Annotated in this window: 21 protein-coding genes and 1 other RNA gene; 10 read left to right on the forward strand and 12 right to left on the reverse strand. The window is 58.2% G+C overall.

Features of this window, described 5'->3' with window-relative positions; genetic code table 11:
* Window position 1: 1 nt before the first annotated feature.
* Window positions 2–1,357, forward strand: a complete 1,356-nt coding sequence (locus tag AC1ROI_RS26880) for an ANL family adenylate-forming protein (RefSeq protein WP_083375071.1) — start codon at window positions 2–4, stop codon at window positions 1,355–1,357.
* Between the two features lie 26 nt (window positions 1,358–1,383).
* On the opposite strand, the gene AC1ROI_RS26885 is transcribed toward AC1ROI_RS26880, so the two are convergent.
* The 9 genes from AC1ROI_RS26885 to AC1ROI_RS26925 all read right to left on the reverse strand — a co-directional run bounded on the left by AC1ROI_RS26885 (window position 1,384) and on the right by AC1ROI_RS26925 (window position 11,659).
* Entirely contained in the window at window positions 1,384–2,286 is a 903-nt protein-coding gene (locus AC1ROI_RS26885) for a LysR family transcriptional regulator (RefSeq protein ID WP_083375070.1), read from the reverse strand.
* 164 nt (window positions 2,287–2,450) lie between these two features.
* Window positions 2,451–2,844: a transfer-messenger RNA gene (ssrA, locus tag AC1ROI_RS26890) on the reverse strand.
* Between the two features lie 115 nt (window positions 2,845–2,959).
* Window positions 2,960–3,211 carry a PA2433 domain-containing protein gene (locus AC1ROI_RS26895; RefSeq protein ID WP_010463560.1) on the reverse strand — a complete coding sequence of 84 codons (252 nt, stop codon included), beginning with the start codon at window positions 3,209–3,211 and terminating at the stop codon, window positions 2,960–2,962.
* A 366-nt stretch (window positions 3,212–3,577) separates the two neighbouring features.
* Window positions 3,578–3,853 (reverse strand): PA2433 domain-containing protein, encoded by a 276-nt coding sequence (locus AC1ROI_RS26900; protein WP_010463558.1) that lies wholly within the window; start codon window positions 3,851–3,853, stop codon window positions 3,578–3,580.
* Window positions 3,854–4,059: 206 nt separating this feature from the next.
* The gene (locus AC1ROI_RS26905; protein WP_102593592.1) at window positions 4,060–6,870 is read right to left on the reverse strand and encodes an FAD-binding and (Fe-S)-binding domain-containing protein; all 2,811 of its coding nucleotides are present in this window, start codon (window positions 6,868–6,870) and stop codon (window positions 4,060–4,062) included.
* Window positions 6,867–7,538 carry a LutC/YkgG family protein gene (locus AC1ROI_RS26910; RefSeq protein ID WP_077747379.1) on the reverse strand — a complete coding sequence of 224 codons (672 nt, stop codon included), beginning with the start codon at window positions 7,536–7,538 and terminating at the stop codon, window positions 6,867–6,869. The genes AC1ROI_RS26905 and AC1ROI_RS26910 overlap by 4 nt, the downstream gene beginning before the upstream one ends.
* Complete coding sequence (locus AC1ROI_RS26915; RefSeq protein WP_010463552.1) at window positions 7,538–8,992, reverse strand: LutB/LldF family L-lactate oxidation iron-sulfur protein; 1,455 nt, start codon at window positions 8,990–8,992, stop codon at window positions 7,538–7,540. Before AC1ROI_RS26915 ends, AC1ROI_RS26910 begins: the two co-directional genes overlap by 1 nt.
* Entirely contained in the window at window positions 8,989–9,813 is an 825-nt protein-coding gene (locus tag AC1ROI_RS26920; RefSeq protein WP_010463550.1) for a (Fe-S)-binding protein, read from the reverse strand. Before AC1ROI_RS26920 ends, AC1ROI_RS26915 begins: the two co-directional genes overlap by 4 nt.
* A 151-nt stretch (window positions 9,814–9,964) precedes the next feature.
* Window positions 9,965–11,659 carry a lactate permease LctP family transporter gene (locus AC1ROI_RS26925; protein WP_102593593.1) on the reverse strand — a complete coding sequence of 565 codons (1,695 nt, stop codon included), beginning with the start codon at window positions 11,657–11,659 and terminating at the stop codon, window positions 9,965–9,967.
* A gap of 262 nt (window positions 11,660–11,921) precedes the next feature.
* Between AC1ROI_RS26925 and AC1ROI_RS26930 the strand changes: the two genes are divergently transcribed.
* The gene (locus tag AC1ROI_RS26930; protein ID WP_010463546.1) at window positions 11,922–12,689 is read left to right on the forward strand and encodes a GntR family transcriptional regulator; all 768 of its coding nucleotides are present in this window, start codon (window positions 11,922–11,924) and stop codon (window positions 12,687–12,689) included.
* Between the two features lie 49 nt (window positions 12,690–12,738).
* Here the strand turns inward: AC1ROI_RS26930 and smpB are convergent, their stop codons facing one another.
* Window positions 12,739–13,221, reverse strand: coding sequence for an SsrA-binding protein SmpB (gene smpB / locus AC1ROI_RS26935; RefSeq protein ID WP_007900551.1), 483 nt, complete (start codon window positions 13,219–13,221; stop codon window positions 12,739–12,741).
* Between the two features lie 118 nt (window positions 13,222–13,339).
* On the opposite strand from smpB, the gene AC1ROI_RS26940 reads away from it, so the two are divergent.
* Genes AC1ROI_RS26940 through AC1ROI_RS26950 form a run of 3 tightly spaced genes read left to right on the forward strand, consistent with a single transcriptional unit; the run spans window position 13,340 to window position 15,492 of the window.
* Window positions 13,340–14,743, forward strand: a complete 1,404-nt coding sequence (locus AC1ROI_RS26940; protein WP_010463541.1) for a sodium-dependent transporter — start codon at window positions 13,340–13,342, stop codon at window positions 14,741–14,743.
* A gap of 7 nt (window positions 14,744–14,750) precedes the next feature.
* Window positions 14,751–15,185, forward strand: a complete 435-nt coding sequence (locus tag AC1ROI_RS26945; RefSeq protein WP_102593594.1) for a type II toxin-antitoxin system RatA family toxin — start codon at window positions 14,751–14,753, stop codon at window positions 15,183–15,185.
* Window positions 15,178–15,492 carry an RnfH family protein gene (locus AC1ROI_RS26950; RefSeq protein ID WP_102593595.1) on the forward strand — a complete coding sequence of 105 codons (315 nt, stop codon included), beginning with the start codon at window positions 15,178–15,180 and terminating at the stop codon, window positions 15,490–15,492. The genes AC1ROI_RS26945 and AC1ROI_RS26950 overlap by 8 nt, the downstream gene beginning before the upstream one ends.
* Before the next feature lie 61 nt (window positions 15,493–15,553).
* Here AC1ROI_RS26950 and AC1ROI_RS26955 read toward each other — a convergent pair whose 3' ends face one another.
* A complete protein-coding gene (locus tag AC1ROI_RS26955) occupies window positions 15,554–16,081 on the reverse strand; it encodes an outer membrane protein assembly factor BamE (protein ID WP_010463534.1) in 528 nt (175 codons plus the stop codon).
* 97 nt (window positions 16,082–16,178) lie between these two features.
* Here AC1ROI_RS26955 and fur point away from each other — a divergent pair, with 97 nt between their 5' ends.
* Window positions 16,179–16,583 carry a ferric iron uptake transcriptional regulator gene (gene fur / locus AC1ROI_RS26960; protein WP_003197684.1) on the forward strand — a complete coding sequence of 135 codons (405 nt, stop codon included), beginning with the start codon at window positions 16,179–16,181 and terminating at the stop codon, window positions 16,581–16,583.
* A 75-nt stretch (window positions 16,584–16,658) separates the two neighbouring features.
* Here the strand turns inward: fur and recN are convergent, their stop codons facing one another.
* The gene (gene recN / locus AC1ROI_RS26965) at window positions 16,659–18,332 is read right to left on the reverse strand and encodes a DNA repair protein RecN (RefSeq protein ID WP_010463523.1); all 1,674 of its coding nucleotides are present in this window, start codon (window positions 18,330–18,332) and stop codon (window positions 16,659–16,661) included.
* A 239-nt stretch (window positions 18,333–18,571) separates the two neighbouring features.
* Here recN and grpE point away from each other — a divergent pair, with 239 nt between their 5' ends.
* The 4 genes from grpE (at window position 18,572) to dapB (ending at window position 23,394) form a co-directional block, all read left to right on the forward strand.
* A complete protein-coding gene (gene grpE, locus AC1ROI_RS26970; protein WP_077747384.1) occupies window positions 18,572–19,138 on the forward strand; it encodes a nucleotide exchange factor GrpE in 567 nt (188 codons plus the stop codon).
* 103 nt (window positions 19,139–19,241) lie between these two features.
* Window positions 19,242–21,158, forward strand: a complete 1,917-nt coding sequence (dnaK, locus tag AC1ROI_RS26975; protein WP_077747385.1) for a molecular chaperone DnaK — start codon at window positions 19,242–19,244, stop codon at window positions 21,156–21,158.
* Between the two features lie 297 nt (window positions 21,159–21,455).
* Window positions 21,456–22,580 (forward strand): molecular chaperone DnaJ, encoded by a 1,125-nt coding sequence (dnaJ, locus tag AC1ROI_RS26980; RefSeq protein WP_010463516.1) that lies wholly within the window; start codon window positions 21,456–21,458, stop codon window positions 22,578–22,580.
* A gap of 10 nt (window positions 22,581–22,590) precedes the next feature.
* Window positions 22,591–23,394: a 4-hydroxy-tetrahydrodipicolinate reductase gene (gene dapB, locus AC1ROI_RS26985; protein WP_010463514.1), complete on the forward strand. Its 804-nt coding sequence runs from the start codon at window positions 22,591–22,593 to the stop codon at window positions 23,392–23,394.
* The last annotated feature ends 64 nt before the right edge of the window (window positions 23,395–23,458 follow it).

Consider the following 23,458-nt stretch of genomic DNA (forward strand, 5'->3'; position numbering starts at 1 on the left):
CATGATCTTTAAACCGCTGATAAACGGATTTTCGCAGTTTTCGAACCAGATCTTTCTGAATGACCCTGAACACTCCTACACCTACGCCCAGTTGAGCGATGAGATCAGGGTTCAACTGGAGTGGCTGGCCGCCAATGACGTGCCCAGGCAAGCGGTCATATTCATGAGCGGTGACTTTTCGTTCGCGGGCATCGCGCTATTCCTGGCGCTGTACCAGAACGGCCACATCATCGCCCTCAACACCGCTGAAAACCCGGCTGAAATTCAAAACAAGCAGGCGGCGGCAAACCCTGAGTTTGTGATCGATATCGATACCCGCCAGATCCTGCCGTGCGTATGTGCCCAAGCCCCGGAAAACCTGATGATCGGCGAGCTGAAAAAACAGGGGCATGCCGGCCTGATTCTGTTCAGCAGCGGCACTACCGGCACACCCAAGGCGATGTTGCATGACCTGGACCGACTAGTGGGTGAGTTCTCCGAAAAACGATCTCGTCGCCTCGATATCTTTCTGTTTTTGCTGTTTGATCATATCGGCGGCATCAACACGCTGTTGAACATACTTTCCATCGGAGGAACAGCAACGATCGCGGCCAGCAAAACGCCGGACACCGTTGCCCGCCTGATTGAAAAACACCGCATTACCGTGTTGCCGACCTCGCCAACATTCTTGAACCTGATGTTGATCAACGAGGTGTTCGATACCTGTAACCTCAGCAGTTTGCGCATGATTACCTACGGCACGGAGCCGATGCCGGAGAGTTTGTTGCTCAAACTGCGAGAGCGTCTGCCACGGGTAAAATTCCTGCAGACCTTCGGCACCAGCGAGACGGGCATTATCACCACCAGCTCGTTGTCTTCCGACAGCCTGTATATGCGATTCCAGGAAGGTTCGAGTGAACACAAAGTCGTCGACGGTGAGCTCTGGCTGCGCAGTGCGACACAAGTCATGGGCTACCTGAACCACTCGATGGACAGCTTCACCGACGATGGCTGGTTCAAGACCGGCGACCTGGTGGAGGTCAATGCCGACGGTTACCTGAAAATCCTCGGTCGCAGCAAAGAGATCATTAACGTCGGTGGCGAGAAGGTCTACCCCGCGGAAGTCGAATCCGTGCTGCTTCGCCATCCGCAGGTGCGTGATTGCAAGGCGTATGGCGAGGCCAATGGTTTGACCGGGCAATTCGTCGCTGCGCACATCGTCCTGGATAGCGACTATGGGGACTCGACTGCGACGGTGCTGCGCGATATCCGGCAATTTGCCCGGCGGCTGATGGATGCCTATAAGGTGCCGGTACGCTTGAAATCGGTGGAGGCTATCCAGTATTCGACGCGTTTCAAAAAGCTGCTGATCGACTGAATGTGTGGCATGCCCTGAAGGAGCGATCAACCACCTTCAGGGCTGCTCATCAGTTGCGCTTCACCGAGAAAATCAATGAATGCGCGGGTCTTGGGTGACAGCAAGCGGCTTGGCGACCAGACAATCCAAAAATCCCCCTCCAGGCTTAATTCGGGCAACACCCTGATCAATTCGTGGTTGGCCAGGTATTCCTGAATGACAAAGTCAGGCAGGTAGGCCAGGCCCATACCATTACGGCACGCCGCCAGGACCGCCTCCACGCTGTTCATGATCACCGTGGTTTCCAGGTTGATCTTGACGGTGTCGCCATGGACCTTCAGCCACCAGGGCTGGAGTTTGCCGTTCGAGGGGAACTTATAGGCGATGCCTTTGTAGTGCTGGAGATCCTCCACGCTCGTTGCTGTGCCGTAGCGTTGCAGGTAGTCGGGCGCTGCACACAAGACGAACCTGAATGTGCAGATTCTTTTCGCCGCGAGGCTGGAATCGGGCAGTTCGCCGCTTCGGATCACGGCGTCAAAGGCTTCATCGACCACATCGACCAGTCGGTCGCTGAAGTCCAGGTCCAGTTCGATGTCCGGATAGCGATGGTAAAACTCGCGCAAGATACCTGATATCAGACGGTAGCCCACTGCTGGCAAACTGATTCGCAGACGTCCTTTCGGGCGCGTCTTGGAATGGGAAAGCGCAGCCTCGGCATCCTGCAATTGCTGGAGCAAGGTCCGGCAACGACCAAAAAAATCCAGGCCTTCGCTGGTCAGGCTGATTTGCCGGGTACTGCGGTGGAACAAGCGCACGCCAATCCGCTCTTCAAGACGGCTGACACTTTTTCCTACTGCAGAAGACGAGATGCCCAGCGCTCTGCCCGCCAGGGTAAAACTTTGATTCTCCGCTGCCCGCACAAAGGCAATCAACCCGCTCAGATTATCCATATTCCGTGTCCGCCCACTTATCCATTTTGTCGGCAGCCGCAACGACAGGACGCCGTGGTGACTTGCGAAAAACCAGTAACGACAAACCTGCTACAACCCCTGCGGAGATTGACTGGATTTCAGGCACAAAAAAAGACGTCCGTGGACGTCTTTTTTCGTTGAATTGGTGGAGCCGGGGGGATTTGAACCCCCGTCCGCCAGTACTCCGCTGTCGGTACTACATGCGTAGCCGTTTCTATTAAGTTAACCCTCAGCGACCCGAAGGGCAGGGTGCTTTGGGCGAGTTGTGTAAGTTTTAGCCGCTTCGTCCACAACGTACTGCACGGCGATTCTGTTCTATATGACAATCACTTTGGGTTTACAGACATCCCCTGATGATTGCTGGACCCGAAGGTACCAGGAGGGAAGGGCTAAGGCTGCTTACGCAGCGAGAGCGTATTCCCCGTAGGTTTCGTCATTGGCAACTATAGAAAGTTGCAACAGTGGATTTACGAGTTCTGTTACCAACTCGGCATGCACCTAAAGTTTCGCAACCGGCGTCGAATCCTAAACGGCCCCGAGCCTGTTGCTCGGTGAATCAAAGTGAGCAACAAGCCTGCGCATTGTACGCCAACACGCGTGAGAAGGCCAACCCGAAGGTTGGCCGCGAGTGGTTATGGGTTGGGTTCGCTGGTCAGTTTGTCAGCGCCAATGCCTGGATGGCCTCGGTGGCGCATTTTTTGTCGTCCCCGGCGGCTTTTGAAGTTTTGGCGCTGGCCAGCAGTCTTTTGATCTCCGGTGCGTTGGTGGAGGTCGCTGGTAGCGCATTCACTTTGGCTTCGAGTTCCTGCAGTTTGCTCGTGCAAAGGTCGTTGTCCGCTGCAAATACGGGAGAGGCCAACACTGCAGCAGACATGAACAAACCCGCGAGTGCGGTACGTTTCATGGATATCTCCTTGTACTGATGGTCTCGGTGCTGCCGTATGAGCGGGCGGCTCGGGCCAGTCCGAAAAATAAGCCACGATTGATTGGGGCCTACCTAAAAGACTACGACACGGCGCAGAAATTCGGTTTTTTCAGAATGGCTATGAAAAAACTGTTTGATAGTCGATGGGTGCTGTGGCACTAAAAATCGGGGCAATTGCCTCTGTATCGCGGGTGGGGTTGTTAAGTTTTGGCTGCTTGAACCGGCGTCAAATCCTGAACGGCCCCGAGCCTGCTGCTTCGTGATTCAAAGTGAACAACACGCCCGCGCCGTGCGCGCCACCGCGGTGAATAAGGCCAACCCGAAGGTTGGCCTGGTCACACGGGATTACTTGTTGGTTGGGTTTCGCGTTTGAATTTTCTCAAGCAAACCACTAGTGATTCCAACGCACCCCTTGTCGTCCCCTGCGGCTTGGGCTGCTTTTGCTTTGTCCAAACCGGCTTGTATGTTGTCCTTGGCGTTTTCTGATGTGGCGGGATCAGAGTCCAGTACCTGCTGAATTTGGCTTATGTTTTGTTTGCAAAGGTCTTTATCTGCCGCAAACACCGGCGAGGCCAACAGTGCGGTGGTGATGAACAATCCAGCAATTGCAGAGTGCTTCATGGGTATCTCCTTGCGCATGAGGGCTCGGTGCTGCCGGTGAAGTAGGCTGCTGGCCGAGGTGGTTATAAGCCCGTTCACAGGGCCTAGCTAAATGACTATAGCCGCATGCTGGAGTTCGGTTTTTTTTTGAAGGCGTGTCGAGAAGATTGGCGCAACAGCAGTGCATGAAAAAGGGGCGAAATCGCCCCATTTTCACCAAAGTGCCCTCAAGCCGGACGCACTTGCGTCACACGATCCACCAAGTAAACCAGACCGTGATAGTCGATCCCGCCATGTTGGCTCAGGCCGATTTCGCAGGTGCGGCTGGTGGAAATGCCTTCTGCGCAGAACTGCACGGCGTCTTTCAGGCTACGCAGTGAGTGAGCATTCAGTTCGGGGGTGGTGAAGCCTTTGTCCCCCGCAAAACCACAGCAGTGAATGCCCTCTGGAATGACCACGTTTTTGCTGCATTTACGCGCCAGATCAATCAGCGCCTGACTCTCGCCAAGGTGCTGGGTGCTGCAAGTGACGTGCACCGCGATCGGCGCTTCCTGCGGTGTGAAATCCAGGCGATCCATCAAATGCGTACGGATGAATCGCACCGGGTCGTAAAGGTCGAGTCGGACTTCGCCCAAATCCTGAACCAGCCGTAACGTGCACGGGCTGGTGTCGCAATAGATCGGATCGAGCCCGCCGCGACTGGCGTGCAGCAATGCGCCGATCAGTTCCTGACGTTTGTGCTCGGCCTGTTCCGCATAACCTTTGGAGGCAAATGGCTGACCGCAGCAGAGGCTGTCCTGATTGTCGGGAAAGACGACCTGGTAACCGGCTTTTTCCAGCAGCCCACGGGTTTTGTCGTACAGCGACATCTGCTCTTTATCACCCGCCGCCGGGCCCATGACCCGCGAGACGCACGCCGCCAGATACACCACACGAGGGCGTTGGTCCGATACGACCGGGCTGAAACGAATGGCTTTTTCTGGCTGCGGCATAGCGTTGGTCCATTGCGGGACCTGACCTTTGGACAACTTGGTCAACGTCGCCGACAGCTTCGCCAGACGCGGTGCGCCCAGCAGCATCCGCGCACCGTTGGCGACATGCAGGGTGAAACGCGCGCCTTGCAGTGCCGTGGCGAAATTGCCTTCAAGCCAGTTGGCGGTTTTCGTATGCGTCGCCTTGCGGCCGCGAAGCTTTTTCACCAGCTCGCCAGTGTTGATGCCTACAGGGCAACGTTGCGCACACAAACCGGTGGCGGCGCAGGTGTCGATGCCTTGGTATTCGTAGGCGGCTTCAAGTTCGGCGGTGTCGACGCCTGCGCGTTTCTTCGCCTGAATATCGCGCCAGATCACGATGCGCTGGCGCGGGCTCAGGGTCAGTCCTTTCGACGGGCAGACCGGTTCGCAGAAACCGCACTCGATGCACTTATCCACAATCTCGTCGGCGGCCGGCAGCGGTTTCAGGTGCTTGAGGTGGATCTGCGGATCTTCGCTGAGCACCACGTCCGGGTTGAGGATGCCATTAGGGTCGAGCAGCCGTTTGAGTTGCCACATCAGTTGATAGGCATCGCTGCCCCATTCCAGCTCGACAAAGGGCGCCATGTTGCGGCCGGTGCCGTGCTCGGCCTTCAACGATCCGCCAAACTCCACCGCCACCAACTGCGCCACGTCGTCCATGAATGCCTGGTAGCGTGCGACTTCTTCCGGGTTGTTGAAGCCTTGGGTGAAGACGAAGTGCAGATTGCCTTCCAGGGCATGGCCGAAGAGGATCGCCTCGTCGTAGTGATGTTTGTCGAACAGCTCGATCAGGCGGTTAACGCCAATGGCCAGCTGTTCGACCGGGAAGGTCACGTCTTCGATGATCACCGTGGTGCCGGTTTTGCGCACCGCACCGACGGCAGGGAAGGTGTCTTTGCGGATCGCCCAGAGTCGAGCGTTTTCCACGGGGTCCTCGGTGAAGTCGACTTGTTTTTCCACCGGGAAAGAAGTCAACGACGCCATGATCTGCGCCAGTTGTTCCTGTAGCAAAGTGGACGATGCTGCGCGGGATTCGATCAGCAAGGCGCAGGCATTGTTCGACAGCTGTTGTACGAAAGCGGGCATGCCGGGTTTGTCCTGCACCGAGCGCAGGCTGCGACGGTCCAGCAGTTCCACGGCGGACACCGGCTGGCTTTTCAGCACGGTGACGGCGTTGCAGCAGGTCTCCACATCCGGAAACACGATCAGCGCCGAAGCCTTGTTCGGGTGGTCGATGACCGTGTCATAGGTCACCGCGCTGATGAAGCCGAGCGTGCCTTCGGAGCCCACCAGCAAATGGCTCAAGATATCCACAGGCTCGTCAAAATCCACCAGCGCATTGAGTGACAGGCCGGTGGTATTTTTCAGACGGTACTTGTGGCGGATTCTCGCAGCCAGTTCGGCATTGGCGCGGGTTTCGCGGCCCAATGTCGCCAGACGTTCAAGCAGCGCGGCGTGGCTCTGGTGAAACGCGGTAACGCTCGCCGGATCTTCGGTATCGAGACGGCTGCCGTCGGCCAGGACCAGACGAATACCGGCCAGCGTGTGGTAGGTGTTCTGCGCGGTGCCGCAGCACATGCCGCTGGCGTTGTTGGCTACGATACCGCCGATTTTGCAGGCGTTGATCGAGGCCGGATCTGGACCAATCTTGCGCCCGAACGGCGCCAGCCAGGCGTTGGCCTGCGCGCCGATCACGCCCGGTTGCAGGCGGATTTGCGTGCCTTGGCCGCGGATCTCGCGACCGTTCCAGTTATCCCCAAGCACGATCAGCACCGAATCGCTGATGGCCTGGCCGGACAGGCTGGTACCGGCCGCGCGGAAGGTCACCGGGACCTGGTCACGTTGCGCCAGTTTCAGTAGCGCCACCACTTCGTCTTCGGACTCGACACGGATCACCAGTTTCGGAATCAGACGATAAAAACTGGCGTCGGTGCCGAAGGCCAATGTCGACAATGGGTCGTCGAAGCGTCGCTCTTGGGGGATCAGTTGCTGCGCATCTCGCAGGAAAGCCGCCGGTAGAGTCATTGGTCCTCCAGAATCAAAACCACCAGGTCTTTCGGACCGTGCGCACCGTAGGCCAGGACTTGCTCGATGTCGGCCGTTTTTGACGGGCCGGACACCAGCAGGGCGTTGGTCGGCATGCCTTGCGCCCAGTTGAATTCCTGTTGGACCTGATAGAAGTTGTCGCGAATTTCACTGGCCTTCAGCAGGGCAAAATGCACGGGCGGAACCAGGCTCATCAAGCGCGGTTCCTCCCGTGTTGGCCAGAGAATCAGACTTCCGGTGGCGGCAATTGCGCCGAGGGTGGTGGTCAGGCTGGCCGGGGTGTCGTTGAACAGCTCGGCTTTCCACTCTTCAACCGGACGGTCGTAGGATTTGAGTGTCGGTAGATCAGGATTGTTCGCCCAGTGTTGAGTGACGCGTTGCCCATGAGGCGTAGTCGGCGCGATCAACAAGCTCGGCAACTGACGGTCTCGCAACAACTGTGCGAGCAGCGCCGGCCAACCTTCGCCGGACGTGAGGTGGATCTCGGTGTGCACCGCTTCCATCAGTTTGCGCAATTGCGGGATGCGTTGCTCGGCGGTGTAGGTGTAAGGCGCAGTCACCAGCTCGACGTCGAATTCGTCGGGCACGGGCGTGGTGCCTGTCAGACTTTTCCGTAGCTTGGCGAGGATGTTTTGCTTGGCGCTCATCAACGATCTCCCTGTTTGGCCAGATGCTCACGGGCCATGTCATGCAGTGAGCGGGCAGCGGGTTTCGGTGCGCTGTGGTTTTGCGTCCACGGGCCAACATTGTTCGGTGCCAGGGCACGCAGTCGTGTGGCGACAAAGCCGAACAGACGATACAGCGTCGGCGAGCTGTTGAGTCTGGCCCAGGCGTTCCAGATAAAACGTTCCTTGCGCGAATATTTGCTGCCCTGACCGCGCATGACTTGATGCGCACTGTCCGGGGCTTTGACGTTCTCTTCCCGCAGGCGACGCAGCAGTGCCGGGATCGGAATTTTTACCGGGCAAACTTCACCGCAAGCACCGCAGAGCGACGATGCGCTCGGATGGTCCGGGACGTTCGCCAGGCCGACCATGTGCGGGGTGATGATTTTTCCGATGGGCCCAGGGTAAACCTCCCCATAGGCGTGACCGCCAATTCGGGTGTACACCGGGCAATGATTCATACAAGCACCGCAGCGGATGCAGTTCAGGGTCTGGCGCAATTCGCTGTCGGCGAAGGCCTGGCTGCGACCGTTGTCGAGCAGGACCAGATGCACTTCCTGCGGACCGTCGAGTTCATGTTCCTTGCGCGGGCCGGAGATCATGTTGACGTAGGTGGTGATCGGCTGGCCGAGGGCCGAGCGGGTCAACAGCGATAGCAGCGGGACCACGTCGCGCAGGTTTTCCACGACTTTTTCGATGCCGGTCACCGCGATGTGCACTGGCGGCACCGTGGTGGTCATGCGGCCGTTGCCTTCGTTTTCCACCAGCAGCAAGGTGCCGGTTTCGGCCACGGCGAAGTTGACGCCAGAAACGCCGATGTCCGCTTCGAAGAATTTCTGTCGCAAGACTTTGCGACCGATCTGAATGAGTTGGTCAACGTCCTTGGTGTACTCCACGCCAAGTTTGTCGTGGAACAAGGACGCGACCTGACCGGCATTCTTGTGGATCGCCGGCATAATAATGTGTGAAGGCTTCTCGTGATCGAGCTGGACGATGTACTCCCCCATGTCCGACTCCAGGCATTCAATGCCTTGAGCTTCGAGGACATGGTTCATCTCCATCTCTTCGCTGACCATCGATTTACCCTTGATCACTTGCCGCCCCTCGTGAGCGCGGATGATCGAGAGGACGATGCCATTGGCCTCGTCCACCGTTTCCGCCCAGTGCACTGTCACACCGTTGCGGGTCAGGTTCTGTTCCAGCTGTTCGAGCAGGTCGGGCAACTTGGATAACGCACGGGCACGGACAGCATTGCCCAGCGCTCGTAAATGTTCTCTTTCATGGGCATCGCTGAAGGACGCTGCCCGTTTTGTCATCAGAGAATCCATCGCAGTACGAAAGTTGTTTCGCAGCTGCTTGTCACCCAATGCCTTGTGAGCCCGGGTGCGAAAGTCTTCTTCCACGGCAACCGTAGGAATAATCGCGGAAGCGTTCATAGAACACCTCCGGTTCGCTGCCAAAGGAAACTGGCCAGGTGTTGGCCGCGCAACGCTTCCTTCTGTTTCTCCAGCGAGCCGTTGATGTTCATCAGGCAACCACAATCGGCACTGAGGACCTTGTGCGCGCCGGATTCCTTCAACGACCTTGTCTTGTCAGCCACCATCGCGCCGGAAATATCTGGCATACGGACGCTGAACGTTCCACCAAAGCCACAGCATTCACTTTCGTGGCTGTGGTCGACTCGCTCCACGTTGCTCAGTTGCGACAACAACTCGCGACCGTGCAAGTGGGTGTTCATTTCACGCCGTGCCGAACACGAGGTGTGCAACGCCACTTTTACCGGCTCGCCGCCGTCCTTGAGCTGCACCTTGCAGACAAACAGCAGGAACTCGGCCAGTTCGTAAGTCCGGGCCGCCAGCGCCTGAACCTGCTTCAACGTCTGCGGCTCGTCCTTGAACAAGTCGGCGTAGTGTTCGCGCAACATCCCGGCACAGGATCCCGACGGCACCACCACCGGGTAATCCCCGGCGAACAGCGCCAGTTGCGAGCGCGCCACGGTCCTTGCCTGCTCGGTGTAACCCGAGGTGTAGGCCGGTTGTCCGCAGCAGCTCTGCCCTTGCGGGTACTCGACACGGATACCTTCGCGTTCCAGCAAGTGAATCGCGTCCATCCCGGCCTCGGGGTAGAACAAGTCCACCACGCAGGTCCCGAACAGGTAGACCCGTGACGGTTTCTCGCTGGGGTATTGCCGAGGCTCGGGCAGTGGCGGGGCGACGCGGGTCGCATTCGGCACGGCGTTGTAAAAAAGCTCGCTCATCAGGCGTGTCTCCGGGTGGACCCGGTTATCCGTCTGCTGAGGCTGCTGAATATAGAGAGGGAAACTTTCAGCAGCCTTACAGACCGGGTTGTGAATAGCTGACGCCGGAATCGTGGTCCGGCGTCGGTTTTTTCGATGTGGCTTGTAGTCCCTAGTGCACCAACATGCCAGTGAGCCAGTAGGCCTGGACGTAGGTGATCAGGCCGACGATGGTTGCAAAGAACAGGCTGTGCTTGAGGGTGAAGCGGAACAGGTCCGATTCCTTGCCCACCAGACCGGTGGCGGCGCAGGCCACGGCGATCGATTGTGGCGAGATCATCTTGCCGGTCACGCCGCCGCTGGTGTTTGCCGCCACCAACAGCACATCGCTCACGCCGATCTGGTGCGCGGTGGTTGCTTGCAACGAACTGAACAGCGCGTTGGACGAAGTGTCGGACCCGGTCAGGAACACGCCCAGCCAGCCGAGGAATGGCGAGAAGAACGGGAATGCCGCGCCAGTGCCTGCCAATACCAGTGCCATGGTCGAAGACATGCCCGAGTAGTTGGTGACGAAGGCGAACGCCAACACCATGCCGATCGACAGAATCGGCCAGCGCAGCTCGTAGAAGGTCTCTTTCAAAGTGGTAAGACCAGTTTTGATGTTGATCTTCAGCACCAGCATCGAGATCAGCGCGGAGAAGAAAATCGCCGTGCCGGTCGCGGAAATCGGATCGAGTTTGAACACCGCTGTAATGGCGGTCGGCGCAGTCACGATCGGTGCGACCTTGATCACCATCTGATCCAGGTGCGGGATGGCGAAGTTGAACACCCAGCTGTACATCGAACCGCCGGCGGCGAACATGGCCTTGAACGGTTTCAGGGTCCAGATGGTGACCAGCACGGTGAGGATCAGGAACGGCGACCAGGCTTTGACGATTTCAAACAGGCTGTAAGGCGACGCTACGCTGGTGCGCGGCTGGCCGAAACCGCCGGCGCTGGCGGTCACCACGGAGGCCGAGACGGCACCGGCGATGTGTTGGCCGGCGGCGCGTTTTGGCTGCCAGACTTTCAGGAACAGCGTCAGGGAAATCAGGCTGGCCAGGGCCGAGGTGATGTCCGGCAACTCAGGGCCGATGAAGTTCGACGTGAAGTATTGGGTGATGGCAAAGCTCAAGCCGGCCACCAGCGCAGCAGGCCAGGTTTCCCGAACGCCGCGCAGGCCGTCCATCATGAACACCAGCCAGAACGGCACGAACAGCGACAGCAACGGCAGTTGGCGGCCGGTCATGGCGCCGATCTTGAACGCGTCAATGCCGGTCACTTGCCCGGCCACGATGATCGGAATCCCCAGGGCACCGAAGGCCACTGGCGCGGTGTTGGCGATCAGGCACAGGCCAGCGGCGTACAGTGGGTTGAAGCCCAGCCCTACAAGCAGCGCGGCGGTAATCGCTACCGGTGCACCGAAACCAGCGGCACCTTCCAGGAACGCGCCGAAGCAGAAACCGATCAGCAGCACCTGCAAACGCTGGTCGTCGGTGATCGACAATACCGAGCTGCGGATCACTTCGAACTGACCACTCTTGACCGTCAGTTTGTAGAGGAACACGGCCGCGACAATGATCCAGGCAATCGGCCACAGACCATAGGCAAAGCCATAGCCTGCGGCGGCGAAGGCCATATCGACCGGCATCTGGAAGGCAAAGATCGCAACGGCGATGGACAACGCCAGGGTGATGCTGCCGGCCACATGGCCTTTGAGGCGGAACACCGCCAACGCCAGGAAGAAAAACACGATGGGAATAACGGCCGCGAGCGCGGAAACGCCAAGGCTGCCGAGCGGGGTATAGAGCTGTTGCCAGGTTTGCATATGGGGTGGCCCCTAATTGTTGTTGGTCAGGCACTGGTCAGCGTTCTTGGATAATTGGTAATACCAATTTACAATCGCTGTTGGCTAGGGTAAAAGCCTTGTATGCGGTGTGTCAATTTGTCGCCCTAAAACTTTTGTCGAATAAGTGCTGAATAGTGGGCGTGATCCGCTTTAACAAATGCCGTCTGGTAGGTGCTGGCACAGCGCCGATAGGCCAGAATAGAGGGCCCGGCGAGCCGTCGGGACCGTGGAGAATTGAGTTATGGGGTTTGATCAGATTCGTCAGCGCCGTTTGTCTGACGATATTGTCGAGCAACTCGAGGGGATGATCCTCGAAGGCACGTTGAAGTCTGGCGAGCGTTTGCCGGCCGAACGCGCGTTGGCCGAGCAGTTCGGCGTGTCACGCCCCTCGTTGCGCGAGGCGATTCAGAAACTGGCGGCCAAAGGCTTGTTGGTCAGTCGCCAGGGCGGCGGCAATTATGTGGTGGAGTCGCTGGGTTCGACCTTCAGCGATCCGCTGTTGCATCTGCTGGAAAGCAACCCGGAAGCCCAGCGCGATCTGCTGGAGTTTCGTCATACGCTGGAAGCGTCCTGCGCCTATTACGCGGCACTGCGCGCCACGGATGTCGATCGCGAGCGGCTGACGGCGGCATTCAATGAATTGCAGGACTGTTACACGCGTCACGATGAGGTGAGCCGGGCTGAAGAGGGCGCGGCGGATGCGAAATTTCATTTGGCGATTGCCGAAGCCAGTCACAACGCTGTGTTGCTGCACACCATTCGCGGGCTGTTCGATCTGCTCAAGCGCAACGTGGTGACCAACATTGGCGGCATGTACAAGCAGCGCACGGAAACCCGCGACATGCTGATCACGCAACATCGGGAGCTGTACCTGGCGATTATCGAAGGGCGGGCGGAACAGGCGCGGGAAGTCTCCAGCCGACATATTTTGTATGTGCAGGAAGTGCTGGAAGAAGTGCGTCAGGAAGTGCAGCGCATGGCCCGGGCGGAGCGGCGCAAGGGGATGTAGCCATGATCATTCCCACGCTCCGCGTGGGAACGATCATCAGACCGAAAGATTAATCTTCCTTGCCCTTGTTGCGCACCGCACGCTGCAACTCGCGACCGGCGTCGCGTTCGCGTTCGGTATCACGCTTGTCGTATTCCTTCTTGCCCTTGCCCAGAGCGATCTCGCACTTGACCATGTGCTTGCTCCAGTACCAGGACAGGCACACGCAGGCATAGCCTTTTTGCTGCACGGCGGCGGCCAGTTTTTCAAGCTCGCGGCGGTTGAGCAACAATTTGCGGGTGCGGGTCGGATCGGCGATGACGTGGGTGCTGGCGGTCATCAGCGGCGTAATGTGGCTGCCGAGCAGCCAGGCTTCGCCATCCTTGAGCAGCACGTAACTGTCAACCAGTTGCAGCTTGCTTGCCCGCAGACTTTTTACTTCCCAGCCGGCCAGGACCAGACCAGCCTCGAACTTATGCTCGATGAAGTAATCGTGTCGCGCCTTTTTGTTTTGCGCGATGGTCCCTGTTGGGTGTTTCTTCTGTTTAGCCATAGGGGCGGCATTATAGGGAGTTGCACGCGAGTCGGCTACGGTATCGCTACGTGCTTGAGCAGGTTGATTGAATCCCGGACAATGCGGCCTCTTTTTTGAACGCTTGGGCGTGATAACGATGTCGACAGACAAGGTTTCTGTCCACGGCAGTTGGGCTAGCCGCTGGGTCTTCATACTCGCCGCGACCGGTTCGGCCGTGGGCCTGGGTAGTATCTGGAAATTCCCGTACATGGTCGGCGTCTACGGCGGCGGCGCCTTCGTGCTGATGTTCCTGGCCTGTATCGCGCTGATCGGTGTGCCGGTCATGCTGGCCGAAACCCTGATCGGCCGCCGCGCGCGGCAGAGTCCGGCCAACGCCTTGAAGGTGCTGGCGGTGGAGGCGGGGCATTCGGGCAAGTGGTCCTGGGGCGCATTCGCCGGGATGATCACGGCGTTGCTGATCCTGTCTTTCTATAGTGTGGTCGGCGGCTGGTCGCTGGATTACATCATCGACATGGGCCGTGGCGACTTCCAGGGAGCAACGCCCGATCAGGTCGGCGCGTACTTTGGCAATGTGATCGCCGATCCGTGGCGCCTGACACTTTGGCACACGATTTTCATGCTGCTGTCTGCCGTCGTCATCGCCAAAGGCGTGGTCGCCGGGCTTGAACGCAGCTTGCGGATCATGATGCCGCTGCTCTTCGTGATGATTCTGGTGCTGCTGGGCTACAGCATGACCACCGGCCATTTCATGGAAGGCGTGCATTTCATGTTCGACTTCCACCCGGAAAAAGTCCTCGACGGCTTGTTGCCGGCCATGGGGCACGCGTTCTTCTCCCTGAGTGTGGGCGTTGGTTCGATCATGATTTACGGCGCTTACATGCCCAAGCATTCGTCGATCTCCGGCACTGTGGTCGGCGTGGCGCTGCTCGACACCTTCGTTTCCCTGGTGGCTGGTCTGGCATTGTTTCCGATTGTGTTCGCTGCGGGCTTGAACCCGAGCGAAGGCCCGGGCCTGATGTTTGTCAGCCTGCCGTTCGCCTTCGGTAACGTAGCGTTCGGCCAGTTGATGGGCGTAGTGTTCTTCGTACTGGTCGCGGTGGCTGCCTGGAGCTCGGCGATTTCCCTGCTCGAGCCGATGGTGGCTTACCTGGTCGAGCGCACGAAAGTCAGCCGCGCCTGGGTGACTTTCTGGCTGGCGTTTATCTGCTGGTTCGTGGGGTTGGGCACGGTGTTTTCCTTCAATATCTGGAAGGAAGCCAAATTTTTCGTGAACGAAGGCGGGATGTTCCATCTCTATCAATGGGGTGCGGCAGGTGGCCTGGACTTCTTTGGCGTGATCGATTTCTTCACGTCGCGGATCATGTTGCCACTCGGTGGTTTGTGTTTCGTGGTGTTTGCGGGCTGGGTGATGGGGCGTGAGGCGGTGCGCGACGAGTTGTCGGTCCGCAACCCTGCGCTGTTCGCCCTGTCCTTGTTCTTGATGCGCTATGTGGCGCCCATCGGCATTCTCGTAGTGTTTGCCGCACAGCTGTGGAAGTGACGCTGACATGACGACACACATTCAACGTTCGGCTCTGCTGCCTTACCCGGCGCAAGCGCTGTATGACCTGGTCAACGACGTGGCGCGTTACCCGGAATTTCTGCCGTGGTGTTCCACCGCTGAAGTGCTGGAAAGCACTCTCGAGCACATGCGTGCCAGCGTGGGCGTGGCCAAGGGTGGGTTGAGTCAGCATTTTGTTACCAGAAACACTTTAGTGCCCGGCCATTCAATCGAGATGAACCTCGAGGAAGGACCTTTCACCCAGTTGCACGGCATTTGGGTGTTCAAGCCGTTGGGCGAAAAGGCCTGCAAGATCAGTCTGGACCTGTCCTTCGATTACGCCGGGCCGATTGTTCGCGCAACCTTGGGGCCGCTGTTCAATCAGGCCGCAAACACGTTGGTGGACGCGTTTTGCCAGCGCGCCAAACAAATGCATGGTTGAGTCGAAGGTTGACGTCGAGGTGGTCTACGCCGCAGTTGATCGTCAGGTGCTTCTCGCAGTGTCGGTGCCAGCAGGAACGACGGTGCGCGCGGCTTTGCTGGCGTCAGGCGTTGGCGAGACCTTCGCGGAGCTGGATCTGACCCATTGCCCGGTGGGGATCTTCGGTAAAGTAATTACTGATGCGGACACTCGTCCTGTGCAGGCGGGTGATCGCATCGAGATTTACCGGCCATTGCTGGCAGATCCGAAAGAGGTTCGTCGGCTGCGTGCCGCCAAGGCTGCTGAGGCCAAGGCCCGGAATCAGTAAGCCGCCCGAGCGCCAGACAATAAAAAACCCGGACATGCCGGGTTTTTTATTGCGTCGCAAATTATTGCGGCGAGGTTTCCAGCGGTTCTGGCGTCGGGACCGGAACGGTTTCTACACCGTCTACGTCCTTCTGGATCTGGTCCAGCAACGAGCCTGGCTTGACCGGTTTTTCCGGTTTCGGCTTCTCGGCGTTTTCTGCTGGTGCAGTGACTGTTGTGCCACTGTCCTTGCCGAGAATGGCTTCGTCGCGGCTCACGCCTGGCATGAAATCACCAGAGAGGCTGACAAGTTGGTCATTTGGGTTGAAGATAACGCTAATGCGTTCCTGTTGGCGTTCACCGCCACCCGGTTGCAGGCTGTACAGATAATCCCAGCGATCGGCATGGAACGTGTCGGTCAGCAGAGGGTTGCCCATGATAAACCGTACTTGCTTACGGGTCATTCCCGGGCGTAACTGGTTTATCATGTCCTGCGTGACGACATTGCCCTGCTGGATGTCGATTTTGTAAACCCCGGGGAATGAACAACCGGCGAGTGCGAGCAGTCCCACAAAGGTGAAACTGGTTAGCAAGAGCTTGGTGTTTTGCATCGGTGGGCGACTTCCACTATCTTGGCTGGGACAACGTAAACGCCGATCATACCCGCATTAAGAGAAGCTGCGAAGCAGCATCGCGAGAAAGCTGACCATGGTTGAAAATAGCGAACTACGCAAAGCCGGCCTCAAAGTGACCCTTCCACGGGTCAAAATTCTGCAAATGCTCGATTCCGCCGAGCAACGCCACATGAGTGCCGAGGATGTTTACAAGGCGCTGATGGAGGCTGGTGAGGACGTCGGTCTGGCCACGGTTTACCGTGTACTGACTCAGTTCGAGGCAGCTGGCCTTGTGGTGCGGCACAACTTCGACGGAGGCCATGCGGTCTTCGAGCTGGATGACGGCAAGCATCACGACCATATGGTCAACGTCGAAACCAGCGAAGTGATCGAATTCTTCGACGAAGAAATCGAGCGTCTGCAGAAAGCCATCGTCGATAAGTACGGCTTCGAGATGGTTGATCACAATCTGGTGCTGTACGTGCGCAAGAAAAAGTAAGCATGTCGCGCGAATTTTACATTCGCGAAACGAGCGAAGGCGACCCAAGGGTCGCCTTCGTGCTTTCTGCCGTCCTTAAATTTTTGCGGTGACGACCATTTTTTTCGCGTGAGCCAGGGATTCCTTGGTCAGATCGATGCCACCCAGCATCCGCGCTACTTCTTCGACGCGATCATTCTTGCTCAGTTTGGAAACAGCCGTGTGGGTCGCCTCTTCGCCGCGCACCTTGTGCACGAATAGATGTTGATGGCCCTGGGCGGCCACTTGCGGCAAGTGGGTCACTGTCAGCACCTGTCCGCGTTCACCGAGGCGACGTAGCAGTTGGCCAACGATCTCGGCGGTGGGGCCTCCGATGCCCACGTCCACCTCATCGAATACAAGTGTCGGCACTCGTGAGGTCTGCGCGGTGATCACCTGAATAGCCAGGCTGATTCGTGACAGTTCGCCACCCGAGGCCACTTTGGCCAAGGCTTTTAATGGCTGACCGGGGTTGGCGCTGACCAGCAGCTCGACCTGCTCCAGTCCATTAGGCAGCAGTTCGTCGCTGCTGTTAGGGCGTAATTCGATAGTGAAGCGCCCGCCGGGCATGCCCAGTCGCTGGATTTCCTGTTCCACGGCGCTGGCCAGGCTGTTCGAGGCTTGATGGCGCAGGTCGCTTAGTTCTCGAGCCTTCTCCTGATAATGACGGGCATAAGAAGCCAGCTCATCGCTCAGTCGCTCGATGGATTCATCGTTGGCGTTCAGGGTTTCGATTTCATCCAGCAAGCGCTGCTGCATCTCTGCGACTTCGGTCGGCTGGATGCGGTGCTTGCGCGCCATGGTGTAGATCGCATCCAGGCGTTCTTCCAGGTATTGAAGGCGTGCCGGGTCGGCGTCGAAGTTGTCGAGAAAGCGGTTGAGCTCGCCCACGGCTTCTTCGACCTGTATCTGTGCGCTGGTCAGCAGGCTGCTGGCTTCACCCAGTGCGCCGATCGAGTTATTGACGCTCGATAGACGATTGAGGCTGGCGGTCAGCGCGTTCAGGACATTCCCGGAATCACTTTCGCTGCATTGCTCGACCACTTGCCGACAGATACCCAGCAGGGTTTCTGCGTTGGTGAGGTTCTTGTGCTCCTGTTCCAGTTGTTCCAGCTCGTTTTCGCCGAGGCCGAGGTTTTCCAGCTCTTCGAGCTGATAGCTGAGCAATTGATGGCGAGCGCGCTGCTCGTCGCCGGAATTGGAGAGGCGCTCCAGCTCCTGGCGAGTCTGGCGCCAGCGTTGGGCGGCCAGATGCACCTGGCGGGCAAGATCAGTGGCGCCGGCGTATTCGTCGAGCAAGCGGCGGTGAGTGTCGGTCTTGAGCAGGGATTGGTGTTCGTGCTGGCTGTGGATATCGATCAGCAGTTCGCCGAGGGCTTTGAGGTCGCCGAGCGGGCAGGGCGTGCCGTTGATATAGCCACGAGAGCGTCCTTCGGCGGTGATGACCCGTCGCAAGATGCACGGGCCGTCGCTTTCCAGGTCGCGCTCTGCCAGCCAGGCGCTGGCTTCCGGGATGTCGACCAGGTCGAAGGTTGCAAGGATGTCGGCCTTGTCGGCGCCGGGACGGACTACGCCGCTGTCGGCACGGTCGCCCAGGGTCAGGCCGAGGGCGTCGAGCATGATCGACTTGCCGGCACCGGTTTCCCCGGTTATCACGCTCATCCCGCGATCGAGCTCGAGATCGAGATGTTCAACGATGGCGTAGTTATGTACGGACAGGTGCACCAGCATAAAGGCCGCTCCCAGGCTTTAGGTCTGGTTATTTATACAGTGTTTTATTTGCGGCTGACAATGCCCCTGAAGTGCTCGATCGCCTCGGTCTGACGAAATGCCTAGTCGTCGCGTAATCACAATGCAGCGTTTTTTGTAGGGTTAATCGCAACCCGCCCCTTGAAGCTGATTTTTGCGGCCCCATATACCGGGACAGAAGCGCGAGTTGAGCTCGCGGACGTTATTGAAAGGAGAATTCTATGGCTGACGAACAGACAGTGGATACGCAAAATCTAGACGCCGATCAGGCTGCCCCGGATTCGGGTGATGAACTGGCGGCTCGCGTACAAGTGCTCGAGGAGCAATTGGCTGGCGCTCATGATCAAGCTTTGCGTGTAGCGGCTGATCTGCAGAACGTCCGCCGTCGAGCCGAGCAGGACGTAGAAAAAGCGCACAAATTCGCCCTGGAAAAATTTGCTGGCGATTTGTTGCCGATCATCGACAGCCTGGAGCGTGGCCTGGAGTTGTCCAACCCGGATGACGAAAGCATCCGCCCAATGCGCGAAGGCATCGAGCTGACCCTGAAAATGTTCCAGGACACCCTGAAGCGTTATCAGTTGGAAGTGATCGATCCGCATGGCGAGCCGTTCAATGCCGTTCAGCACCAGGCAATGGCCATGCAGGAAAGCGCCGACGTTGAGCCGAACAGCGTGCTCAAGGTGTTCCAGAAAGGGTATCAGCTCAACGGTCGTCTGCTGCGCCCGGCCATGGTTGTGGTGAGCAAGGCCCCTGCGCCAGTTTCGCCTTCTATTGATGAGCAGGCTTGAAATTAGCCACAAGGCCCCCATTTAGAAGTCAAGCGTTTAAGTGCTACCGCAGTTAGCCACCACTGCTGCGGCAACCAAATCCAAAAGTTTCGGGAGAATAAACATGGGCAAAATTATCGGTATCGACCTGGGGACTACCAACTCCTGCGTCTCCGTGCTTGAAAACGGCGTAGCCAAAGTTATCGAAAACGCTGAAGGCGCGCGTACCACGCCGTCGATCATCGCTTACGCCAACGACGGCGAAATCCTGGTTGGCCAGTCCGCCAAGCGTCAAGCTGTGACCAATCCGCATAACACCCTGTACGCGGTGAAGCGTCTGATCGGTCGTAAGTTCGACGAAGAAGTCGTACAGAAAGACATCAAGATGGTCCCGTACAAAATCGCCAAGGCTGACAACGGCGACGCATGGGTAGAAGTGAACGGCCAGAAAATGTCGCCGCCACAGATCTCGGCTGAAATTCTGAAGAAAATGAAGAAGACCGCCGAAGACTACCTCGGCGAGCCAGTGACCGAAGCGGTCATCACCGTTCCGGCTTACTTCAACGACAGCCAGCGTCAAGCCACCAAAGACGCCGGCCGTATTGCTGGCCTGGACGTAAAACGTATCATCAACGAACCAACCGCGGCCGCTCTGGCCTACGGTATGGACAAGGCGAAGGGCGATCACACCGTGATCGTTTACGACTTGGGCGGCGGTACCTTCGACGTTTCCGTGATCGAAATCGCTGAAGTCGATGGCGAGCACCAGTTCGAAGTATTGGCCACCAACGGTGACACTTTCCTGGGCGGTGAAGACTTTGACATTCGTCTGATCGACTACCTCGTCGACGAATTCAAGAAAGAAAGCGGCATGAACCTCAAAGGTGACCCGCTGGCCATGCAGCGCCTGAAAGAAGCCGCTGAAAAAGCCAAGATCGAACTGTCCTCGAGCATGTCGACTGATGTGAACCTGCCGTACATCACTGCAGACGCCACCGGTCCTAAGCACTTGAACGTGAAAATCTCCCGCGCCAAGCTCGAAGCGCTGGTAGAAGACCTGGTTCAGCGCACCATCGAACCTTGCCGCATCGCGCTGAAAGACTCCGGTATCGACGTTGGCGCCATCAACGACGTGATCCTGGTGGGCGGTCAGACCCGTATGCCACTGGTTCAGAAGTTGGTGACCGAGTTCTTCGGTAAAGAAGCACGTAAAGACGTGAACCCGGACGAAGCCGTTGCCATGGGTGCTGCTATCCAGGGTGCCGTACTGGCCGGTGACGTGAAAGACGTTCTGCTGCTCGACGTCAGCCCGCTGACCCTGGGTATCGAAACCATGGGTGGCGTGATGACCGCGCTGATCGAGAAAAACACCACGATTCCTACCAAGAAATCGCAAGTGTTCTCGACTGCCGACGACAACCAGGGCGCCGTGACCATTCACGTGCTGCAAGGTGAGCGTAAGCAAGCGGCACAGAACAAGTCCCTGGGCAAGTTCGACCTGGCCGAGATTCCACCAGCACCACGTGGCGTGCCACAAATTGAAGTGACCTTCGACATCGACGCCAACGGCATCCTGCACGTAGGCGCCAAAGACAAGGCCACCGGCAAGACTCAGTCGATCGTGATCAAGGCCAACTCCGGTCTGTCCGAGGAAGAGATTCAGCAGATGATTCGCGATGCTGAAGCCAACGCCGAAGAAGACAGCAAGTTCGAAGCGCTGGCCGCAGCCCGCAACCAGGGCGATGCACTGGTTCACTCGACTCGCAAAATGGTCGCTGACGCCGGCGATAAAGTGACGGCTGAAGAGAAGACTGCAATCGAAGCCGCTGTTGTTGCTCTGGAAGCCGCTGTCAAAGGCGACGACAAGGCTGCAATCGAAGCCAAGGTTGAAGAGTTGTCCAAAGTCTCCGCACCAGTGGCGCAGAAGATGTACGCCGAACAGGCCCAGCCTGCCGAAGGCGCGGCACCTAACGACGAAAAAGCCGAAAAAGCCGACGACGTTGTTGATGCCGAGTTCGAAGAAGTCAAAGACCACAAGTAAGTTGTTGGTCGCCCGGTTGACTGCCTTCTGGCGGTGACTGGTAGGATGTCGCCGCGCGGGAGCTTGCTCCCGCGTTGGCGTGTCTGGAGTTAGCGAATTTTTACAGCATGCGACAACGCTCGAATGCTGGCGGTATGGCCGGGAATGCTCCTGCTTCTCGAGCTGAAAGTACTGCATTGAATCAAAGACCAGGATCGTTGAATTGACGTGAGTTGGGTCCGGGCCTGTATTGGGGCTCAACGAGTTTGGCGAGGCTCAGGAGGGGTTTGCCGGACGTCCTTAAGAGTGCAAAGACTTATGGCAAAGCGTGACTATTACGAAATATTGGGTGTTGAGCGTGGGTCAAGCGAAGCAGACCTGAAAAAGGCCTACCGTCGCCTGGCGATGAAGCATCACCCGGACCGTAATCCCGATGACAAAGCGTCGGAAGAGATGTTCAAGGAGGCCAACGAGGCCTACGAAGTCCTGTCCGATTCCAGCAAACGCGCGGCCTACGACCAGTACGGTCATGCCGGCGTCGACCCGAGCATGGGTGGCGGCGGTGCCGGATTTGGCGGTCAGAACTTCTCCGACATCTTTGGTGATGTCTTCAGTGACTTCTTCGGTGGTGGTCGCGGCGGTGCCCGTGGCGGCGCTCAGCGCGGCAGCGACTTGCGTTACACCCTGGAGCTGAACCTGGAAGAAGCGGTGCGCGGCACGACCGTGAATATCCGCGTTCCGACACTGGTCAACTGCAAGCCCTGCGATGGTTCGGGTGCCAAGAAAGGCTCCTCGCCAGTGACCTGCCCGACATGCGGCGGTATTGGCCAGGTGCGCATGCAGCAGGGCTTCTTCTCGGTGCAGCAGACCTGCCCGCGTTGCCATGGCCAGGGCAAGATCATTTCCGACCCGTGCAACTCCTGTAACGGCGAAGGCCGTGTCGAAGAGTACAAAACCCTCTCGGTGAAAGTACCGGCCGGTGTGGATACCGGTGATCGCATTCGTCTGTCCGGCGAAGGCGAGGCGGGTGCGCAGGGTGGACCGACGGGCGATCTGTACGTGGTGATCAATGTGCGCGAGCACGCGATCTTCCAGCGCGACGGCAAGCACCTGTTCTGCGAAGTGCCGATCAGTTTTGTTGATGCTGCACTGGGCGGCGAGCTGGAGATTCCGACCCTTGATGGTCGAGTCAAACTGAAAATCCCTGAAGGGACCCAGACCGGCAAGCAGTTCCGTGTTCGCGGCAAAGGCGTTGCGCCTGTGCGTGGCGGTGGAGCCGGTGACTTGATGTGCCGTGTGGCGGTCGAAACCCCGGTCAATCTGGGTCGTCGTCAGCGCGAATTGCTGGAAGAGTTCCGCAGCTCGCTGGCGGACGACAACAGCCATTCGCCGAAAACCACCGGTTGGTTCGAAGGCGTGAAGCGCTTCTTCGGCGATTTGTAAGGAGACGGGCATGCGACGTATTGCAGTGATGGGCGCCGCCGGGCGCATGGGCAAAACCCTGATCGAGGCCGTGCAGCAACAGCAGGGCGCGGGTCTGACGGCGGCCATTGATCGTCCGGACAGCTCGCTGGTCGGCGCAGATGCCGGCGAACTAGCTGCGCTGGGTCGTATCGGAGTGCCGCTGTCGGGTGATCTGGATCGCGTGGTCGACGAGTTCGACGTGCTGATCGACTTCACGCACCCGACGGTGACGCTGAAGAACCTCGCGTTCTGCCGCAAGCATCACAAGGCGATGATCATCGGTACCACCGGTTTCAGCGTTGAGGAGAAGCAGTTGCTGGCGGAAGCGGGCAAGGACATTCCGATTGTCTTCGCGGCCAACTTCAGCGTCGGCGTTAATCTTTGCCTGAAGCTGCTCGACACCGCTGCCCGGGTGCTGGGTGATGATGTCGATATCGAAATCACTGAAGCCCATCATCGGCATAAAGTCGATGCGCCGTCCGGTACTGCCGTGCGCATGGGTGAAGTGATTGCCGATGCGCTGGGGCGTGATCTGAAGAAGGTGGCGGTTTACGGTCGTGAAGGCCAGACCGGCGCCCGCGCTCGCGAAACCATCGGCTTCGCCACGGTGCGCGCCGGTGACATCGTCGGTGATCACACCGTGCTGTTCGCCGCTGATGGTGAGCGTGTCGAGATCACGCATAAAGCGTCCAGTCGCATGACCTTTGCCAAGGGTGCAGTACGTGCTGCCTTGTGGCTGGATGGGCGCGAGCCGGGTCTTTATGACATGCAAGACGTGCTCGACCTGCGTTAAGAAGTGCCTGAAATCGGGTTCAAACACGGCGTTTGAGCCCGGTTTTACTCCGCCAAGCGACGTC

This window comes from Pseudomonas sp. GW823-FHT02C02 (assembly GCF_058797635.1).

What these genes read in the sequence shown, in the direction of transcription:
- AC1ROI_RS26900 (WP_010463558.1), bottom strand. Translation starts at nt 3,853, where the DNA reads ATGAAGCACTCTGCAATTGCTGGATTGTTCATCACCACCGCACTGTTG.
- AC1ROI_RS26915 (WP_010463552.1), bottom strand. Translation starts at nt 8,992, where the DNA reads ATGAACGCTTCCGCGATTATTCCTACGGTTGCCGTGGAAGAAGACTTT.
- AC1ROI_RS26940 (WP_010463541.1), top strand. Translation starts at nt 13,340, where the DNA reads ATGTCGACAGACAAGGTTTCTGTCCACGGCAGTTGGGCTAGCCGCTGG.
- smpB (WP_007900551.1), bottom strand. Translation starts at nt 13,221, where the DNA reads ATGGCTAAACAGAAGAAACACCCAACAGGGACCATCGCGCAAAACAAA.
- AC1ROI_RS26950 (WP_102593595.1), top strand. Translation starts at nt 15,178, where the DNA reads ATGGTTGAGTCGAAGGTTGACGTCGAGGTGGTCTACGCCGCAGTTGAT.
- AC1ROI_RS26925 (WP_102593593.1), bottom strand. Translation starts at nt 11,659, where the DNA reads ATGCAAACCTGGCAACAGCTCTATACCCCGCTCGGCAGCCTTGGCGTT.
- AC1ROI_RS26945 (WP_102593594.1), top strand. Translation starts at nt 14,751, where the DNA reads ATGACGACACACATTCAACGTTCGGCTCTGCTGCCTTACCCGGCGCAA.
- AC1ROI_RS26910 (WP_077747379.1), bottom strand. Translation starts at nt 7,538, where the DNA reads ATGAGCGCCAAGCAAAACATCCTCGCCAAGCTACGGAAAAGTCTGACA.
- fur (WP_003197684.1), top strand. Translation starts at nt 16,179, where the DNA reads ATGGTTGAAAATAGCGAACTACGCAAAGCCGGCCTCAAAGTGACCCTT.
- recN (WP_010463523.1), bottom strand. Translation starts at nt 18,332, where the DNA reads ATGCTGGTGCACCTGTCCGTACATAACTACGCCATCGTTGAACATCTC.
- AC1ROI_RS26885 (WP_083375070.1), bottom strand. Translation starts at nt 2,286, where the DNA reads ATGGATAATCTGAGCGGGTTGATTGCCTTTGTGCGGGCAGCGGAGAAT.
- AC1ROI_RS26920 (WP_010463550.1), bottom strand. Translation starts at nt 9,813, where the DNA reads ATGAGCGAGCTTTTTTACAACGCCGTGCCGAATGCGACCCGCGTCGCC.
- dnaJ (WP_010463516.1), top strand. Translation starts at nt 21,456, where the DNA reads ATGGCAAAGCGTGACTATTACGAAATATTGGGTGTTGAGCGTGGGTCA.
- dapB (WP_010463514.1), top strand. Translation starts at nt 22,591, where the DNA reads ATGCGACGTATTGCAGTGATGGGCGCCGCCGGGCGCATGGGCAAAACC.
- AC1ROI_RS26895 (WP_010463560.1), bottom strand. Translation starts at nt 3,211, where the DNA reads ATGAAACGTACCGCACTCGCGGGTTTGTTCATGTCTGCTGCAGTGTTG.
- grpE (WP_077747384.1), top strand. Translation starts at nt 18,572, where the DNA reads ATGGCTGACGAACAGACAGTGGATACGCAAAATCTAGACGCCGATCAG.
- AC1ROI_RS26880 (WP_083375071.1), top strand. Translation starts at nt 2, where the DNA reads ATGATCTTTAAACCGCTGATAAACGGATTTTCGCAGTTTTCGAACCAG.
- AC1ROI_RS26905 (WP_102593592.1), bottom strand. Translation starts at nt 6,870, where the DNA reads ATGACTCTACCGGCGGCTTTCCTGCGAGATGCGCAGCAACTGATCCCC.
- dnaK (WP_077747385.1), top strand. Translation starts at nt 19,242, where the DNA reads ATGGGCAAAATTATCGGTATCGACCTGGGGACTACCAACTCCTGCGTC.
- AC1ROI_RS26955 (WP_010463534.1), bottom strand. Translation starts at nt 16,081, where the DNA reads ATGCAAAACACCAAGCTCTTGCTAACCAGTTTCACCTTTGTGGGACTG.
- AC1ROI_RS26930 (WP_010463546.1), top strand. Translation starts at nt 11,922, where the DNA reads ATGGGGTTTGATCAGATTCGTCAGCGCCGTTTGTCTGACGATATTGTC.